This window comes from Nocardia sp. NBC_01499, from assembly GCF_045040275.1.
In the GTDB taxonomy this organism is placed as follows: domain Bacteria; phylum Actinomycetota; class Actinomycetes; order Mycobacteriales; family Mycobacteriaceae; genus Nocardia.
In genome coordinates, this window is the sequence record NZ_CP109426.1 from 5,458,929 (window position 1) to 5,476,956 (window position 18,028).

Annotated in this window: 14 protein-coding genes; 9 read left to right on the forward strand and 5 right to left on the reverse strand. The window is 67.6% G+C overall.

All coding sequences use genetic code 11. From position 1 onward, the window contains the following. The first annotated feature begins 76 nt into the window (after nucleotides 1-76). The 6 genes from OG203_RS24920 (at nucleotide 77) to add (ending at nucleotide 6,285) form a co-directional block, all read left to right on the forward strand. A complete protein-coding gene (locus tag OG203_RS24920) occupies nucleotides 77-652 on the forward strand; it encodes a TetR/AcrR family transcriptional regulator (protein ID WP_405159691.1) in 576 nt (191 codons plus the stop codon). Nucleotides 653-923: 271 nt separating this feature from the next. Continuing rightward, nucleotides 924-1,796: a hypothetical protein gene (locus OG203_RS24925; protein WP_405159692.1), complete on the forward strand. Its 873-nt coding sequence runs from the start codon at nucleotides 924-926 to the stop codon at nucleotides 1,794-1,796. Then, the gene (locus OG203_RS24930; RefSeq protein ID WP_405159693.1) at nucleotides 1,793-2,824 is read left to right on the forward strand and encodes a DUF4129 domain-containing protein; all 1,032 of its coding nucleotides are present in this window, start codon (nucleotides 1,793-1,795) and stop codon (nucleotides 2,822-2,824) included. Before OG203_RS24925 ends, OG203_RS24930 begins: the two co-directional genes overlap by 4 nt. Before the next feature lie 121 nt (nucleotides 2,825-2,945). Next, on the forward strand, nucleotides 2,946-3,935 hold the full coding sequence (locus OG203_RS24935) for an AAA family ATPase (protein WP_405159694.1): 990 nt from the start codon (nucleotides 2,946-2,948) through the stop codon (nucleotides 3,933-3,935). A 3-nt stretch (nucleotides 3,936-3,938) separates the two neighbouring features. Beyond that, nucleotides 3,939-5,234 (forward strand): DUF58 domain-containing protein, encoded by a 1,296-nt coding sequence (locus OG203_RS24940; protein WP_405159695.1) that lies wholly within the window; start codon nucleotides 3,939-3,941, stop codon nucleotides 5,232-5,234. A 34-nt stretch (nucleotides 5,235-5,268) separates the two neighbouring features. After that, complete coding sequence (add, locus tag OG203_RS24945) at nucleotides 5,269-6,285, forward strand: adenosine deaminase (protein WP_405159696.1); 1,017 nt, start codon at nucleotides 5,269-5,271, stop codon at nucleotides 6,283-6,285. Here add and OG203_RS24950 read toward each other — a convergent pair whose 3' ends face one another. Further along, nucleotides 6,286-7,086 carry an RDD family protein gene (locus tag OG203_RS24950; RefSeq protein WP_405159697.1) on the reverse strand — a complete coding sequence of 267 codons (801 nt, stop codon included), beginning with the start codon at nucleotides 7,084-7,086 and terminating at the stop codon, nucleotides 6,286-6,288. 43 nt (nucleotides 7,087-7,129) lie between these two features. Here OG203_RS24950 and OG203_RS24955 point away from each other — a divergent pair, with 43 nt between their 5' ends. Next, nucleotides 7,130-8,134: a stage II sporulation protein M gene (locus tag OG203_RS24955; protein WP_405159698.1), complete on the forward strand. Its 1,005-nt coding sequence runs from the start codon at nucleotides 7,130-7,132 to the stop codon at nucleotides 8,132-8,134. A 1,356-nt stretch (nucleotides 8,135-9,490) separates the two neighbouring features. Here the strand turns inward: OG203_RS24955 and OG203_RS24960 are convergent. Continuing rightward, entirely contained in the window at nucleotides 9,491-10,906 is a 1,416-nt protein-coding gene (locus OG203_RS24960) for a hypothetical protein (protein WP_405167995.1), read from the reverse strand. 155 nt (nucleotides 10,907-11,061) lie between these two features. Between OG203_RS24960 and OG203_RS24965 the strand changes: the two genes are divergently transcribed. Continuing rightward, nucleotides 11,062-11,700, forward strand: coding sequence for a class I SAM-dependent methyltransferase (locus tag OG203_RS24965; RefSeq protein WP_405159699.1), 639 nt, complete (start codon nucleotides 11,062-11,064; stop codon nucleotides 11,698-11,700). A 4-nt stretch (nucleotides 11,701-11,704) separates the two neighbouring features. Here the strand turns inward: OG203_RS24965 and OG203_RS24970 are convergent, their stop codons facing one another. Continuing rightward, complete coding sequence (locus OG203_RS24970) at nucleotides 11,705-12,472, reverse strand: SDR family NAD(P)-dependent oxidoreductase (protein WP_405159700.1); 768 nt, start codon at nucleotides 12,470-12,472, stop codon at nucleotides 11,705-11,707. A gap of 94 nt (nucleotides 12,473-12,566) precedes the next feature. Here OG203_RS24970 and OG203_RS24975 point away from each other — a divergent pair, with 94 nt between their 5' ends. Continuing rightward, the gene (locus tag OG203_RS24975) at nucleotides 12,567-13,736 is read left to right on the forward strand and encodes an NADH:flavin oxidoreductase (protein ID WP_405159701.1); all 1,170 of its coding nucleotides are present in this window, start codon (nucleotides 12,567-12,569) and stop codon (nucleotides 13,734-13,736) included. Nucleotides 13,737-13,861: 125 nt separating this feature from the next. Here OG203_RS24975 and OG203_RS24980 read toward each other — a convergent pair whose 3' ends face one another. Both OG203_RS24980 and OG203_RS24985 read right to left on the reverse strand, forming a co-directional pair. Beyond that, a complete protein-coding gene (locus OG203_RS24980; RefSeq protein ID WP_405159702.1) occupies nucleotides 13,862-15,271 on the reverse strand; it encodes a lipase family protein in 1,410 nt (469 codons plus the stop codon). A 557-nt stretch (nucleotides 15,272-15,828) separates the two neighbouring features. Further along, complete coding sequence (locus OG203_RS24985; protein ID WP_405159703.1) at nucleotides 15,829-18,021, reverse strand: MMPL family transporter; 2,193 nt, start codon at nucleotides 18,019-18,021, stop codon at nucleotides 15,829-15,831. Between the last annotated feature and the right edge of the window lie 7 nt (nucleotides 18,022-18,028).

Below are 18,028 nucleotides of genomic sequence, written 5' to 3' on the forward strand. Positions count from 1 at the left end.
TCGACTTCCGTCGGGTTTCTTACCGTCCGGACGGTACAGTATCAGACATTACCGTCCAGCCGGTATAGTTCGGCTGGTGACGGCTAACACCCGCGACCGAATCCTGGACGCCCTCGAATCCCTGCTCCTGGAAAAAGGCATGTCGCACGTGACGCTGGAGAGCGTCGCGACGAAGGCCGGCGTCTCCAAGGGTGGACTGCTCTATCACTTCAAGAGCAAGGACGCGCTGCTCGCCGGGCTGGTCCGGCGGCTGGCCGAACGCGCGAGCGAGCAGCTGAGCGGCCACATCGACCGTGGCCAGTCGGTCGCCTCGTGGTATCTGCAGACCCCGAATCCGGACAACGCCACCGACGCGGTGGAACTCGAGATCTACCGCTCCATGCTTGCCACCATGCGCACCATCGACGCCGCGGACGACACGGAGGTCGACGAGGTGCAGGAAGCGCTGACGGAGATGATGAGCGCCTGGTCGGACGGCCTTGATGACGAGATGGCCGACCCGGTCCAGGCCGACATCGTCCGGCTGGTCGGCGACGGCGTGTACCTGCGCGCCCTGCTCGGCCTGCCGCAGATCGATCCGGCACGCTACCGGCAGGTCGTGGACCGTCTGCTGGATCACCGAGGCGCGAGCGTCAAGCCTGCCGCAACCTAGACAGCGCGACGAGCGCGTCACCCGGGCGGTCCGCAGAGTGGACACGGCGGCGCGTGTCAGGCCCGACGGCAGCAGCCCGCGCGCACCGCGAGTTGGACACAGCGGTGTGAGCGTCAGGCCCGAAGGCGGCAGCCCGCGTAACCACGAAGGGCCTGCGAGCACCGCGAATTGGACACAGCGGTGTGAGCGTCAGGCCCGAAGGCGGCAGCCCGCGTAACCACGAAGGGCCTGCGAGCACCGCAAATTGGACACAGCCCGTTAGACTCGCCCCGTGCTACCAGCCGCCGACCCGGCCGGTGCCGTCGGGGCGGGAGACGATCCGGTACCAGGGTCCCCTGGAACGACGGTGCCGATCCGTCCGATGACCTTCCGCGAACTGCTGGACGTGCCGTTCGCGCTGATCCAGGCGAATCTGCTCGCGCTGGTCTGGACGAGCGTGCCAACCCTCGTGGCCGCGGAGCTGGTGGTCGTCGCGATCACCGCGGGCGTCTCGCAGCTCACCGACGGTTCGGACGCGGCCACCGCGTGGGCGGCGGTCCTGTCGACGATGGCCTGCGTGTGGTTGCTGCGGTTCGTGCTGCGCGCAACCACCGTCGCGATCGGGCTGGCGAGCGTGGCGGACGCCCCGATCGGCGGGCGCACGGCGCTGCGCCAGGTGGGCCGGGTGGCCGGGCCGCTGCTGGTGTTCCAGCTGCTCTACACCCTCGTCGCGATCGGTGTGCTCGCGCTGTCCAGCCTGCTGATCATCAGCTTTCCGTTCGGTGTGCTCTGGCTTGGGTGGTTGCGGGCCAAGCGTTTCGTCGCGGTGCCGGTCATGTTCCGCGAGCAGGCGCCGCATCGAGCGGCCATCGAGCGCTCGAAACTGCTTGTCGCCGGGGCGGAGTGGCAGACGGTCGGCCTGTGGTTCGTGCAGCGCTGCCTGCTCGTGCTGTTATCCGTTCCGCTGCTCGGGATTCCGTTCTATCTTTCGGATTTCTCCGGCACCCACCGGTGGGGGGTGATCGTGCTGCTCACCAGCGGCGCGCTGCTGGTCGTCGCGTTCGGCGAAGTGGTCGAGGCGGCCACCCGGGTGGTTTCCTACGTCGACCGGCGCTGTCGCCGTGAGGGTTTGGACATTCACGTGCCAGGTCACGAGGTGCGATGAGCGAGCACGACGACGCACGGCAAGACAACCCGCCGAACCCGCCACGGCTCGGCGCCGCGGCCGACCATCGCGCGGCCGCCGAAAACGCCGCGCGGCAGCGCGATTTCGACAGCGCGCTGCGCGAACGCTTCCGCGCCGTGCTGCGCGGGCTGGAACAGCGCGGCGTGCTCGAGGTGCGGCGCTCCCGCACCGCACGGGAGACCGCCGACGATGTGACGACCGCGCTACCGCTCGACGTCGCCGCCGAATTCGACCCGGCCGCACACAGTTTCGACGAGGTCGTCTACGGCGGCCGGCGCGCGACCGAGGACGAGTACCGCAGGCTCGAATACGCCGACCGGTTCTCCGCGGCGGCACCACCGCCCGTGCTGGAACCGACGGAAATCACCGCCACCGAGAAAGCGCCGCGCACCCGCCGGACGCTGCCGCCGTTGCCGGAACTGTTGCGCAACCCCAAGTTCTGGGCCGCGTTGGCTGGCGCGGCGGTCCTACTACTCCTGCTCTACGGCGCACTGCAGTCGTGCGGTGCGCCGAACGCGCCGACACCGAAGCAACCACCGGATGTCCCGCGCACCAGGCCGCACGACTCCGGCGGCTTCGGCACCGGCGACGATCCGATCTGGGATCGGCTGCCCGCGCCGGTCTTCTTCGGCGGGCTGCAATTCCTGGTCGCCGCCGCCCTGGTGGTGTGCTGGCGAGCCCGGCGCCGTGGCGCGCTGGTGCGCGAACCGCGGCCGGTCGAGGTCGCGGCGAACGAGCTGCTCGCCGGGCAGGCCGCGCTGTATCGACGCTCGAAGGACCACGAGCACGTCGCGGGCAAGCTGCGGGCGGCGACACTGCGCCGCATCCGCCCGACCCTCGGCATGACCGCGGATGCCCCACCGGACCGGCTCGTCGCCGCCATTACGGCCCGCACCGGCGCGGATCCGAATCTGCTCGGCCACGCGCTGTTCGGCGCGGTGCCCGACGCGGACACGTTGGAACTCGTCGCCACCCAGCTCGAGTGGATCGAAGCGGAGGTCGGATGAGCCGCGCGGCACCCGGCCGGTCGGCAACCGTCCGCGTGACACCAGCTCGGATCGGCCACCATGGCGCAGCACTCAGCCCATCGACGGGGCGCGGGAACCCCCGCATGACACTGGAGGTCGGATGACCATCCCCACTACGGACACCAACCACACCCCCACCGCCGAGGAGGCGGGGGCGGCGTTCGCGGCGTTGCGCGGCGAAATCGGCAAGGCGGTGGTCGGCAACGACAACGCGATCATGTTCCTGGTGCTCGCGCTGCTGTGCCGCGGCCACGTGCTGCTCGAAGGCGTACCCGGCGTGGCGAAGACGCTGCTGGTGCGTGCGCTGGCGACGGCACTGGATCTGGACCACGCCAGGGTGCAGTTCACCCCCGACCTGATGCCGGGCGACGTCACCGGCTCGCAGATCTACGACCCGCACTCGGCCGAGTTCACCTTCCGGCACGGCCCGGTGTTCACCAACCTGCTGCTGGCCGACGAAATCAACCGCACGCCACCGAAAACCCAATCGGCACTGCTGGAATCCATGGAGGAGCGCCAGGTTTCGGTGGACGGTCAGCCTCGGCCGCTGCCCGATCCGTTCGTCGTGATCGCCACGCAGAACCCGATCGAGCAGGAGGGCACCTATCCGCTGCCGGAGGCGCAGCTGGACCGGTTCCTGTTCAAGGTCGACATCCAATTACCAAGCCGCGACGACGAATTCCGCGTGCTGCAGCGCCACGCCGCCGGCTTCGATCCGCGCGACCTGGCCGCGGCCGGATTGCGTCCGGTCGCGGGCCCCGCGCATATCCTCGCCGGACGTGCCGCGATCGCCACCGTGACAATCAGTCCCGAAGTACTCGCCTACGTGGTCGACGTATGCCGGGCCACCCGCATGTCCCCCGCCGTACAGCACGGCGCGTCCACCCGCGGTGCCACCGCGCTGATGGCGGCCTCGCGCGCGTTCGCATGGCTGAACGGGCGCGCCTTCGTGACCCCCGATGACGTCAAATCCCTTGCCGTAGCCGTACTTCGGCATCGGCTGCAGCTGCGGCCGGAGGCGGAGCTTGACGGTGTGACCACCGAGAGTGTCATGTCGTCGCTGCTGCTTTCGGTCCCGGTTCCGGTGTAGCCCATGGTCGTCACCGGTCGGCTGGCCGCAGCGGCGGGCGTGCTCGCGCTGCTCGTCACCTTCGTCGTTCCATCGTTGCTCGGCGTGGTGATCGCGACGGGCGCGCTGGCCGCGGCCCTGCTCTTCGATCTCGGCTCGGTCGGCCGGGCCCGCGATCTCACCCTGTCCAGGGCGCCGCTGACCACGGTCCGGCTCGGCCGTTCCACCGAGGTGGAACTGGTCGCGGTGAACAACGGCACGCGTCCGATGCGCGGCGTGGTGTGGGACGACTGGCCGGACACCGCCCGCGCCGAAAACCGCACGCACCCACTGGATCTGGCACCGGCCACGCTGGTTCGCTTCCGCACCACGCTCGCCCCGACCTATCGCGGCGACCGGGTGGCAGGCCAGGTGACCGTGCGACTGATCGGCCCACTCGGCTTGGCGGGCAGGCAGACTCGCCGCCACGTCCCGGCCCGGGTGCGTGCGCTGCCGCCGTTCCGCAGCGAGAAACTGCTGCGCTCGAAAGTCAAACGGCTGCAACAACTCGAGGGCCGCAACGTGGCCAACCTGCGCGGGCAGGGCACCGAGTTCGACTCGTTCCGCGAATACGTCGCTGGCGACGACGTGCGCGGCATCGATTGGCGTGCCACCGCCCGCGCCACCGACGTGCTGGTGCGCACCTGGCGCCCGGAACGCCACCGGCACATGCTGATGCTGCTCGATACCGGCCGGATCAGCGCGGGCCGGGTCGGCGATGGCACCCGACTCGACGCGAGCATCGAGGCCGCGCTGCTACTCGGCGGGCTCGCCGCCGCCGCTGGCGACTCGGTCGACCTGCTCGCCTACGACCGGTCCCCGCGCGCCGAGGTGCGCGGCATCAGTGGAAAAGGCTTGCAGCTCAAGCTGATGCACGCGATGGCCGGCATCACCCCCGCGCTCGTCGACACCGACAGCGCGGGCCTGGTGCGCGCCGCCATCCAGCGCACCCGCCGCCGCAGCCTGGTCGTCTGGTTCACCAGCCTCGACGGCGCCGCCGTGGAGGAGAACCTGCTCCCGGTGCTGCCGACGCTCGCGCAACGCCACCGTGTGCTGCTCGTCTCGGTCACCGACCCCGACGTCGCCGCGGCCGCCACCCGCCGCGACACCCGCGCCGACCTCTACCCCGCGGCCGCCGCCGAATCCATCCTCGCCGAACGCGCCCTGGTCCAGGAATCGCTGCGCCGCAAGGGAATCGAGGTGGTTGCCGCCTCCCCCGACCGGTTGGCCGAGGCCCTCGCCGACGAGTACCTGGAACTCAAGCAGTCCGGCACGATGTAGCTCGCCCCGTGGGTGACAGCGCATCATGGTGCTCATGTCTGATCTCGCCGCGTTTGTCCGTGGACTGCCCAAGGCCGAGTTGCACCTGCATCTGGAGGGGACGCTGGAGCCGGAGCTGAAGTTCCGGCTGGCCAAGCGCAATGGGATCGAGCTGGCGGAGCAGACCGTGGACGAGGTCAGGCAGACCTATCAGTTCCATGATCTGACCTCGTTTCTGCGGGTCTACTATCCCGCCATGCGGGTGCTGCTCGAACCGGCGGACTTTCATGATCTGGCGTTCGACTACCTGACCAGGGCGCACGCCCAGGGCATCCGGCATGTCGAGATGTTCTTCGACCCGCAGGCGCACACCGGGCGCGGTGTCCCGTTCGCCACCGTGCTCGATGGGTACCGGTCGGCGATCGTGCGGGCGCGACGGGAATTCGGCATCTCGGCCGAGCTGATCCTCTGTTTCCTGCGCGACTACTCGGCGGAATACGCGATGGCGACGCTGCTCGAGGCGCTGCCCTACCGTGACTGGATCATCGGCGTCGGCCTCGACTCGGACGAGCGCGGCAATCCGCCGAGCAAGTTCGCCGCGGTCTTCGCCCGCGCTCGCCGCGAGGGCTTCCTGCTGACCATGCACTGCGATATCGACCAACCGGACTCGATCGAGCACATCCGCCAGGCACTGGAGGACATCGCCGTCGACCGGCTCGACCACGGCACCAATATCGTCGAGGACGATCGGCTTGTCGAGCTGGCCAAGGGCAAGGGGATCGCGCTGACCTGCTGTCCGGTCTCGAATTCGTTCGTCACCAGCCGGATGAAGTCCGACGAGATCGTCGGGCTGCTGAACCGCGGGCTCACCGTCACGGTCAACAGCGACGACCCCGCCTACTTCGGTGCCTACGCTGCGGACAACTACGTGGCACTCGCCGAGCAGGCCGACCTCGACATCGATCAGCTGGTGGCCCTGGCCAAGAACTCGTTCCGCGGCTCCTGGATCAGCCAGGCCCGGCTCGACCGGTTCCTCGGCGAGATCGACGACTACGTCGCGGCCAACCGGTAACTACGGACCGACCCGAATCGGCACCGGTCCCGGTCGGAAGACCGGGAACATCGGCGGCGGCAGCGCCCGACGCTGCCGCTCGGCGATCACCGCGCCGAGGATCTGCAACGGCGGATACCCGGTCGGCACGGGCGCCTGCAGCCGCGCGCACACCGCGCCGACCAGCGCGGTACCCAACTCGTGCTGCACGATGGGGGTGAGGGTGCGGAACCGGCTCAGATACTGACGCACCGCGAGCGCCAGATCGTCGGGCAGCATGGCCAGCGGCAGCGGCCCGGCCCACCCGGCGAGCCAGGGCGGCGCGACCGCGAGCAGCGGGACCGGCAGCGGCCGCTGCGCGTGCACGACAACGGTGCCGGCGAGCACGTCACCGACCCGGCGCGCGTTCGGCGAGCACATGGACGTCACCACCGCGACCGCGCCGAACGCGCCGAGCATCCAGAAGTCGACGATCGCACCGGCCAGCCCGCGGGTGAGCGCGTGCCGGAAGTCGATCGGGCCGCCGTCCGCGCGCACCACCCGCAGCCCGAGCAGCATCTTGCCCAATGTGCGTCCACGCCAGGCGGTTTCGCAGGTCACCGGGTAGCCGACCAGCACGCCGACGATGGTGACGAGCACGGCGACGTTCAGCCACGCCGTGTCGACCCCGCCGGGCAGCAGCACGCTGACCATCGCCATGAACAGCATGCTGGCCAGCACGGTCTGCGCGACCACGTCGATGAGGAACGCGGTAGCCCTGGTCGGGATCCGGGCGATCGGCAGCTCGAGGGCGACCGCTTCCCCGGTGGTGAATTCAGCCATGTCGATAGCATTCTTCCGACCGGCGGTAGTGGGAGGCAAGCCAGTGGATGTTGATGCTTACAGCTATGCGCACCGGAGGGCTTGGGAACGGCTCGACTACCTGGCCAAGCGGAGCAGGCTGAGCGGTGCCGAGGCGGACGAGCTCGTCCTGCTGTACCGGCGCACGTCGCAGCAGTTGGCCAGGCTGCAATCGCACAGCCCGGACCCGGAGCTAATCGCCGGGTTGAGCGCGCTGCTGGCCAGGGCGCGCGGCCGGGTGATCGGCGGCCGGGGCGACACCTGGCAGGAGATCGGCCGGTTCTTCACGCACCGCTTCCCCGCCGCGCTATATCGGGCGTGGCCGTGGTGGGTCAGCGTGGCGGCGGTGTTCCTGCTGGTGACCGCCGGGCTGGCCGTCTGGGTGGCCCGATTCGATTCGGCGCGTGACGTTCTCGGTATTCCGCCGGACACCGGCGCGCTGACCGGACGTGGCGGCGCTTTCGAGTCCTACTACTCCGAACATCCCAATGGCGCGTTCGCCGCGCAGGTGTGGACGAACAATGCCTGGGTGACGGCGATCGCGCTGTTCACCGGGGTGCTGATCCTGCCTGCGGTGTATCTGCTGTTCATGAACGCGCTCAATCTCGGCGTTTCCGCCGGGCTGATGGCCGAGGCGGGGCGGCTCGATTCGTTCTTCGGGTTCATCCTGCCGCACGGCACGCTCGAGCTGACCGCGGTGTTCGTCGCGGGTGGTGCGGGGCTGAAACTCGGCTGGACGCTGATAGATCCGGGTCGGCTGAGCCGAGTGGAGGCGGTGGCGCGGCAGGGCAGGGCGACCGCGACGGTGGCGCTCGGTTTGGTCGCGGTGTTGCTGGTGTGCGGCTGCATCGAGGGGTTCGTGACACCGAGCGGGCTGCCCGCACCGGTGCGCATCGCGATCGGGTTCGCGGCCGAGGCGTTGTTCCTGGTGTACGTGTTCGGAGTGGGTCGCCGGGCGGTGCTCGCTAAGGCGGAGGGCGCACTGATTGGCTCAGGCGAGGGTCCGCAGACAACCCCGAGCACACACTGAGCGAAGCGGGTTCGGACACTCGACAGCTACGCCGCGTCACTGATCGGTTTCGATGTCCCCCAATTGAGTTCCGCTGGCCGCAGCGAGTCGAGCTCAGCTGCGGCCAGCGTTACCGTCGACTCTACACAATCGTTATTCCGATGCAACCCTCGTCGCTCGTGTCAAGCGTATAAAGCAGCACGCCAGCAAACCTTGGTGAAGGCAGGGTTTTTCACAGTTCCAGCTAACTTGCAGCTGCCTCTTTTGCGTCGATTCGAACAGCCGGTAAGTCAGTGATCGCGCGAATCCGCAGGTCCGCCCGCATCCACTTCGTGGCGGTACAAACATTGTTCGAACGGTTAGCTGCGCCATCGGCATAGACCACTCGATGTCCAGTACATATGGCCTACGACCTGCGCATTCATCGCAAAGAATCAAGGTAGCTGGACGCTAGATGAACGGAAAGAGACCATGGGTTTGTTTGCAGGGTAATTAACACGATGCATACCAGGTTGAACCAGTCGTGGACATGCATGCGTCTTGCCAAGATCGGGAATAACCAGACACGGAAAGGCGGCGCCGCGGCCGCCTCGACAGCGCCGGGTCAGCAGCACGGCCGCAACCTCGAGCCGGACTGTGATCTTCGCCTCACTGGCCGCGCGGACCCGGCGAATACGGCGAAATCGACACTGCAGCAAGCATTCCCCACATCGGACACACCGGTACAACACGCCGAAAGAGGCACGTCGAGCCCGCTGTCGGCGTCTGGGGAGCACCAGCCGGACAGACACCGACACCGCTCACCTATGCACAACGTTCAGTCAGCCGTAACCCGCGACGGCACTCGTGCACAGCCTGGTAGTCGTCGATGCTCCACCGCTGTGGACAGGATCCGCACAGCCAACCGACGTCCGCACAGCCACCGACCGACCCGATCGATGTCCACACCCGGGCACCTACGCGTCATCCACAAAGGTGATGCTGCCTCAACACCTTTCGCGCGCCGTTGTCCCCACCCATGTGCACCGTCATGCACAGCCACCAGCCAGGCGCTTCGGAGTCGATTGCGCCGCAACGCTCGAGGTCAGCCAGGCAACGCGAAGGTGAACGGCATTCGGCCATCCCGAAACAACACACAGCATCATCCACAGCCACAAGCCGCCGCCACCAAAGCCCGTGCGGCGCAATATCGCGCCCAGAAGAGGCCAGCACACCGGTGGACACCGGGCAACGCTCCTCGAGCAGCACACAGATTCATCCACAGGGGAATCACCGCTGCTCGGCATGTGCATAAACCGTGAACCCGGCTGGGCGGCACCGGCATCCACGCGGGCCGGGACGAGATGTCGGCGCCGCCACCGAGTCTCGAAACCGTACTCAGCCGATGCGCAGAATCCCGGTGACCGTGCCCTGCAGCACCTGGCGTCCGTGCGTGATCAACGGCGAGGTCTGCAGCGGATCATCGACGATGGTGCCGGGCAACGGGCGGCTTGCGGTCACCGCTCCGGTATCGGGATCGACCACGGTGAACGCGTATCCATCGAGAGGTGTCGTGTTGTCCGGCCCGAGCCGGGTGACTGTGTACACCGCACCGTCGGCTGTGGACAAGTGCGGCACCGCCGCGCTGCGCACCGTGTTCTCCCACACGGTGTGACAACCGTTGTCGTCCACGTCGACCCGGGTCATCCCGCCGGTGAACGCCGCGGTCGGCGGCACCGCGGGCCCCGCGCCCTCGGGCACCGCCGGATACGGATAGCCGTAGGTGCTCGCGACGAACAGCGAGCGGCCGATGCCGATCGGTGAATTCTCGCTCCCCGCACCGCCCTTCGTGAGCACCGGCTGCGAGCACACCAATTGCCCGGTTCCGGAACGGAATACCAGCGCGTTGACCTGTCCGTCGGCGTTGTCGACGATGGTCAGGTAGTCGGCACCGGTGTCGGGGCCGAAGTAGGTGGGTGTCGACCCGGTGCCCCAACTGAGTTGTCCGGGTTTGCGGGCCGGGCCGCGTTCGTAAGCCGCGCGCCAGAGCACCTCGGGTCGGCCCGATGGGTCGGCCCGCAGTTCATAGAGCGCGTGCGTGGTCGCGACCGCGATCCGTCCGCTCGGCGCCGCCGAAATGCTGTTGGCCACTTGCTCTCCGGCGGGCAATGTCACGGTGACCGCCGCTCCGGATGGCGCGACCAGTCCGACAACACCGTTGCCGGTGGCGAACCAGATGTTGCCCGCCCAGTCCGGCACCAACCCGGTCACGTTGTCCCCCACCGGAATCACCCCCGACAGATCCGCCACCTGCTCGCTCGCCAACCGCCACCGGCCCGCCGCGTCACGGTCGTGTCCGACCCGGAGCAATCGGTTGTCGCCGTCAACAACGACGAGCCGGTCGTTGTTGTCCAGGTACGCGTAGACGCCGCCGAGCAGACTGCCCTTGGTCAGCGGCCGTGCGGCCAGCGCGTGCCCGACCGGGCCAGGGGCCGCGGGATCGATCAGCTGCACAGTCGGCGCCTGACCGACGATCGCCGTGCACAGCGCGACAACCAGCTGATCCGATCCCTCCAGCAGCGTCGGGCACGCCGAGGCCAGCGGATAGGCCGAGACCGACGCCGCGCCGACCACAGGCCCGGCGAGGGGCGTGGCGTCCGACGAACCGGCATCGCCGTGCATGGTCGAGGTGCCGAGCGGCCCGAGCGAGGGATTGGGTGGCGCCAGCGGACCCCACTCTCCGGTCGCCGCGGCGGGGCCCGCGGTCAGCAACGCCATCGAACAGGCGGCAAGCAGGATCAGCGGTGTGCGCATCGCGGTCTTTCGGGTCGGTGACACAGCATTCGATCGAACCGAACCGAACGCCATCGGCACAGTATTCGAAACGTTGATGATCCAAATTCCGGCGGCCGGAAGTCGGTGATCAGATCGCACGCCCGCGGCGGCGTGGGTCCGCATACGATGGCGCCATGAACGGTGTGCGCGCCCGCGTGTTGTCCACCCTGGCCGGTCAGCTCGGTAATCCGCACGGTGTGCTCGGCAAGGGCGTTGCGTTCATGCTCAACCGCGGCAACAAGCGCGCCATCGCCGCCGCGGTGACGGCCGCCGCGATCAGCGACGGCGAGACCGCCGCCGACCTCGGATTCGGCGGTGGCGCAGGGCTTTCCCTGCTGCTCGAGCGTGTCGGTGCCGACGGCATCGTGCACGGCGTCGAGCTCTCCGCGGACATGCTCGCCCGTGCCCGCTCGGGTTACCCGCGCGAAACCGCCTCGGGCCGACTGAAACTCGCCGAGGGCTCGCTCACCGCATTGCCCCTCGCCGACGACACTCTCGACGCGGCGATCACCGTCAACACCATCTATTTCATTACGGATCTGGACGCCGTCTGCGCCGAGCTGGCCCGCGTCGTCCGGCCCGGCGGCCGGGTGGTGATCGGCATCGGCGACCCGGACACCATGGCGAAGCTGCCGTTCACGGGCTATGGCTTCACGCTGCGCCCGGTCGCGGATGTCATTGCGGCGCTGGCGAAGTCGGGCTGCACGGTGACGCACGAGCAGCTGCCGCATCCGCCGATCCCGCATCATCTGCTGATCGCAAGGCCCGCGTAACTCACTACATCAATGCGCCGCCGTCGATCCTGATCTCCGTGCCGGTCATATAGCGGCCGTCGTCGGAGGCGACCATCGCGACCACACCGGCGATGTCCTCCGGGCCGCCGAGCGCGCCGCCGTTGAGCCAGCCGGTCATCCTGGCGAACAGCTTCGGATCGAAGCCTTCCGGCTGGTCCCGGATCGATTTCGTGGTGATCCCGCTGATGATGCCCGCCGGCACGATGTTCACCGCGCGCAGCCCCTGCTTGGCATACTCCAGCGCGATCGCGTGCGTGAAGGCGTTGACGCCGCCCTTCGATGCCGCATAGGCCGCGAGGTAGGGTGCGGCGCTGAACGCGGCGGTCGAGGAGATGTTCACGACGACGCCGTGCCCGGATTCGAGCAGCGCGGGCAGCGCGGCCTGCGTCATCAGGAAGGTGCCGGTGAGATTCACCGAGATCACCTGGTTCCAGGCTTCCAGGGGCATCTCGTGGGTGCGCGCCGGGCGCAGGATGCCCGCGCCGTTGACCAGCACGTCGAGCCCGCCGAGGAACTCCAGCGCGGTGTCGGCCGCCGCGCGGACCGAGGCCGGATCCGCCACGTTCACCGCGACCGTGCGCAGTCGCTCGGCGGCATCGCCTGCCTTGTCGGCCGTAGCGGCCAGGCCTGGCTCGTCGATATCGGCGGCGACCAGCTGGGCCCCCTCGTCAAGCAGCCGCAGGGCGATGCCCTGTCCGATGCCGGAGCCTGCTCCCGTCACCACCACGCGGCGGCCGTCATATCTGCGCATGCCAAGAATTAGAACAGGTTCTCGTTGCGCGTCAAGCCACTTCGGCCAACCCATTTCGCCGACGCCGAAATGAAACACGTTCTAGTGTGAGCGGATGCCGAACGACGCGTTCCAACCGGCCATGCTCGGGCCGGTTCAGCTGCGCAACCGCATCATCAAGGCAGCGACGTTCGAGGGGCGAACGCCGGACGCCCTGGTCACCGACGAGCTCATCGACTTCCACCGCGGGGTCGCGGCGGGCGGCGCCGGGCTGACCACCGTGGCCTACTGCGCGGTCGCACCCGAGGGCCGGACCGACCGGCACCAGATCTGGATGCGCCAGGAGGCGGTGCCCGGCTTGCGGCGACTCACCGACGCGGTGCACAGCGCGGGCGGTGCGGTGTCCGCACAACTCGGCCACGCGGGTCCCGTCGCGAACGCCGCCTCCAATCGCGCACCCGCGCTCGCGCCGAGCAGGCAGTTCAGTCCGATCAGCCTGCGACGCACCAACGCGGCGACCTCGGCGGACATCCTGCGGATCATCACCGCCCACGCGCGCGCCGCCCGGTTGGCGGTGGAATCCGGATTCGATGCCGTCGAACTGCATTTCGGGCACAACTACCTGATCAGCTCGTTCCTCAGCCCCGCATTAAACAAGCGCTCGGACGAGTACGGCGAAACCCTGGTCAATCGCGCGAGGCTGGCCAGGCAGACCGCGGACGCGGTGCGTCAGGAGGTGGGCGGCGAGATCGCGGTGCTGGCGAAGTTCAACATGGACGACGGGGTGCGCGGCGGCTTCGGCGGCGGCGAAAGCCTGTCCGTCGCACGGTGGCTCGCGCAGGACGGCAACCTCGACGCGCTCGAGCTCACCGTCGGCAGCTCGCTGCGCAATCCGATGTATCTGTTCCGCGGCGACGTGCCGCTGCGCGAGTTCGCCGATCAGTTCCCGACGCCGCAGCGTTGGGGTATTCGCTTGGCGGGCCGCCGATTCCTGCGCACCTACCCGTATCGCGACACCTACCTGCTCGATGACGCGCTGCGCTTTCGCGCCGAACTCGGTCTCCCGCTGGTGCTGCTCGGCGGCATCGCGTCGCGGGCGGCGGTCGACACCGCGATGTCGCACGGCTTCGAGTTCGTCGCGATGGCTCGCGCGCTGCTGCACGATCCGGAATTGGTCAATCGCATGCGGGATGACGCGGCAACCGAGTCCCTGTGTACCCACTGCAATCGCTGTATGCCGACGATCTATCGGGGCACGCATTGCGTATTGACTTCGCCCGGATAGCGAGAAGGCCCGGTCCTGGTGGACCGGGCCTTCTTTCGGTGGGGGCACACCGCGATGCGGATTACGGCGCCTGGCCGGGCTTCGTCAGCCTGGCGCCGATTACTCCACGCTCACCTATCGATCAATTAGGCGGGCTTGGCCGCGGCCGCGGTCAGCTCCGGACCAACGATCGACACCCATTCGTTCATCTCGGGTGAATCGTCCTTCGCGATTGCGGCGACGTCTTGCCTATTGCAGCCGCCGCCGATCGGGACGCCGTCGAACCTTTCCTGCAGCCACTGATACGTTCCCGGCACGGACAGGAAGGCCTGCGAGTAGGCCTCGCCGATCTGGATGCGCCGGTAGGTGATCTGCGCGTTGTTCTGGCAGTATTTATCCACCAGTCGGTCGGTCGCATAGGCGGGCATAATCCAGTCGCCCATCGACTGGAAGATATACGTCGGCCGGTCGGGAGTCGCATTTCCCAACTTGGTCATGTCCAAGTACTTGGACGGGATCGGCTCACGAGTCATGTCCGGGGTATCGAACAGTCCCTTGATGTTCAGATTGGGAAAGCTCATCACCGACCAGCCCTGGCACACATTGCTGTGCACGGACCGCAATCCCTGACCGAGCGGGTTGATGTGCTGGTCGACGTACTGCTGCAGTTCCGGGTATTCGCGGGTCAGGCCGATGATGCCAGCGAACACCGTGCCCGCGGCGGGCCCGTTGTTCTGGTAGTCGACCAGGTCGCGCAGGTCCGACGCGGTAGAGCCGGAGACGGTACCGACCAGGTTCACGTCCGGCGCATAGCTCGCGCGCTGTTCGGCGGCGTGCATGGTCGGCATCGAGCCGCCCGAGTCGCCCCACAGGCCGACCTTCGTGTCACGCCCCTGCTTGAGCTCCATCGGCTTGAAGTTCTCCGCGGCGCGGACACCGTCGAGGGTGATCCGGCCGCCGAGCGGGCCTGCGGCGAAGGCGGAGAGCAGGCCTTCGTGGTCGGGGATGGAGACGCCCCAGCCCTTGGTGACCGCGTAGAGGGCCATCGGGAGCATGAAGTTGGGGCCCATTGTGCCTGCGTAGTTGGGCGGCAACGCCGAGAACTGGCTGACGTACGACGGCGCGCAGTGCGCCGCGACGGCGTCCTCCGGGATCTGCACCGATACCAAGTTCGTCGGGGCCTTACCGCGCGGCTTCATGACCGTGGTCACCGCGGCGATCGGCTCATCCCGGCTGTTGTTCGAACGGTACGACAGCTGCCATGCGTCGACGTCCGGCTGAATGACCGACTGGAACGCGGGATGGACTTCGCGGGCGGCAATGATCTCGCCCGGCTGCTTGGCCGCGACCACCTCGCGCGGCGGGTTGAGAAACACCTGATCTTCGGCAGGCATCGCCGGCGGAGTCAGGGCGGGCTGAATCGGGACATAGTCATCCGAAGCGCACGGGCAAGCTGCGGCGAAGCCGACTGCGGCCACTTGAATCACGGCCGCGGCACCCGCGGCCAACATCGTTGCCCGCCCATATCGGCGGTGCCGTGTTTTGAACATGTTCATACCTGATCCTTCAGCTGAGGGAGAGGTGCATGACAAGCCGTAACCGTGAGCAGCGGCACCAAATCCCTGACGAATGCAGGCATTAGCGAAGTGACCACTCCGGTGTGAGCCGCCGCAATCGTAGATGAACATTTGAATAATCCAACGCGAAACGCGAGAGAGAACCCATTTAAATCGTCCCTACCTCAGCCAACCCACTTCCGACTCGACCCCAATTAACTTCCGCCCGAGACCTTTACACCCCCGAGCGTGGTCCGAAATGTCCGATGTGATAACGCGCCGAACAGACCCGAATCGACAACGTTTCACCAATTGAGAACAGCTGTGTACACGAACCGGAATACCCGAAAATAACGCCCATTGGGCGGATTTCGCGTTGTCCACACCTTGTGGATATCACCGTTGTGCACAGGGTGTGGACATAGGCGACGCACATCCCATAGCCGAGAAGGTAACTCCGTCAACCCGACTCGTCAGTAGCATCACCAGACCTGGTCCGCGCGAATGTGAAACACGGCCGGTAATCCGACTCGCGACAGGACTTCGGCCGCGGTCCGCTATCGGCGCACCGGGATCGGGTCAACCACAGTCGGCGGCGTACTGGCGGTCGGCTGTCTGGCACCGGGGAACCACCAGTTCCACCGCCCCATGATCTGCATCAACGCGGGAACCAGCACGAGGCGGATCAGCGTCGCATCGATGATCAGACCCGCCGCGATGGCGAATCCGAGCTGCCGCAGTCCGTTGAGGTTCGACACCAGCAGACTGCCGTAGCCGACGGCCAGAATGATCGCCGCCAACGAGATCGGCCGCGCCGTGCTCTGCAGACCGACCACAACGGATCGGCGATTGTCCCCGGTCCGCAGATACTCCTCGTGAATCCGGCGCACCAGAAACAGCTCGTAGTCGGTGGAGAGCCCGAACAACAGCACGAAGGCGATCAACGGCACCTGCGGCCAGATGGGGTGGCCGTCGCGCTGGAAGAGCAACACCATGAGTCCGTACGCGGCGCCCGTCGACAACAGGGCCATGACGATCGCCTTCACCGGAAGTACCAGACTGCGCAACACGGCGGCCAGCAATACCAACAGCATCACCAACACGCACCCGATCACCCACCACAGCTTGGTCGAGGTCTCGGCGACGATGTCGGCGACATGTCCGCCGGGCCCGCCGACGAGTACCGAGACGCCGGGCGGCGCGGTCGCGGGAACTATCTGAGTCCGGATGCGCCACACCAGATTCGGGAGGTCCGGCGAATCGATGGAGTGTTTCGACAGGACGAGTAGCGCGGTGAGGCTCACCCCGTCGTCGATCGTGGCGACCGCTCCGACATCGGGATCCGCGCGCAAGGCCTCGGTGAGCGCTCGCGTATCGGGCAGCGGGTCCTGCTCGGGCTGCCGCAGCGCGAGGATGACCGACCCGGTCGCACCGGGTACATCCTGCTCACCGAGCTGGAAGCCGGTGAGGTACGCGGTACCTGCCAGCGCGCTACGTTCGAGGTCGATGCCGGTCCGCATCGAGCCCGTCGGAATCGCGGCACAGATCAGCACCGCGGTCACGGCCACCGCATAGGGCCACGGGTGCCGCATCAGGTGTTCGGCCCAGCGCGACAGCCTGTTCTGCGGCACGGCGTCGGCCCGGCAGCGCGGCCATTGGCGGTCGAGAATCGGCGTGACCGAGACGAGCACCGCGGGCAACAGCGTGACCACCGCTACCGACACGACGGCGACCACCGCGATGGTCCCGATCGCCATCTGCAGGAAGACATGCCAGCGAACCAGGAACAAGGCCGTACACGCCAACAACAGGATCACCGCCGAATACAGGACGGTATGTCCGGTGGTGGCGATCGCCGTCGCGATAGCCCGCGGCGGCTCGGCGCCGGCGGCCAGTTCCTCGCGGTACCGGTTCATCACGAACAGCGCGTAGTCGATACCGATGCCGAGCCCGAGGGCGCTCACACCGACCAACAACATCCCGTCGATGGTGAAAACCCTTGTCAGCAAGGCGAATATGCCGAGGGTGCTGATGACCGACGCGCCAGCGACGACAATCGGCACCAGCGCCGCCACCGGTCGGCGCAGCCCCAACCACAACACCAGGATCGCCAGCGGCAACGCCACCAATTCGATGTGCATCAGGTCCGTGATCTCGACGCCCTGGACGAGCTGTCCGAAGACGGAGACGCCGACCAGATATCCGTGCACCTCATCGTTGGACGCGCCCTGTACCGCGTCGGCTACGAGATTCTGCAGTTCCGGCGCCCGCTGCTGGCGATGACGATCATCGCCGCGCATTCCCACATAGATGTAGGCCGAGTGCTCGTCGTGGAAACTCGGCCGCCACGTCTCGAATGTCTCTGGCAGCGTGATCTTTCGGGTTGGATCACCGGCGACCGGCAGGAGAACCACGCCGGAGACGTCGTCTTCGTGGCCAAGCACCCGCATACCGGCGGTGATCGCGTTGCGGAACAGCGGATCCGAGGCCAGCAGCCGCTCCGAATGCAGCGCGGCGATCACCGGCTCGTCCCCGAGCGTCGGCAGCCCGTCGGCCAGGATGTGGCTCACCTGTTGCGCTTCCGACCCGGCGACCTCGGTCGGCGGGGCCAGCAACGAACCGAGCAGATGTGGGAGTCCGATCAAGCCGACCGCCACCGCGACGAGCCACCCCGCGAACACTCGTCGCCGATGGCGCGCCATGGTGACGGCCAGCCGGGGCAGAACGCCCCGGCTACCCGTATTCGACATTCTAGAA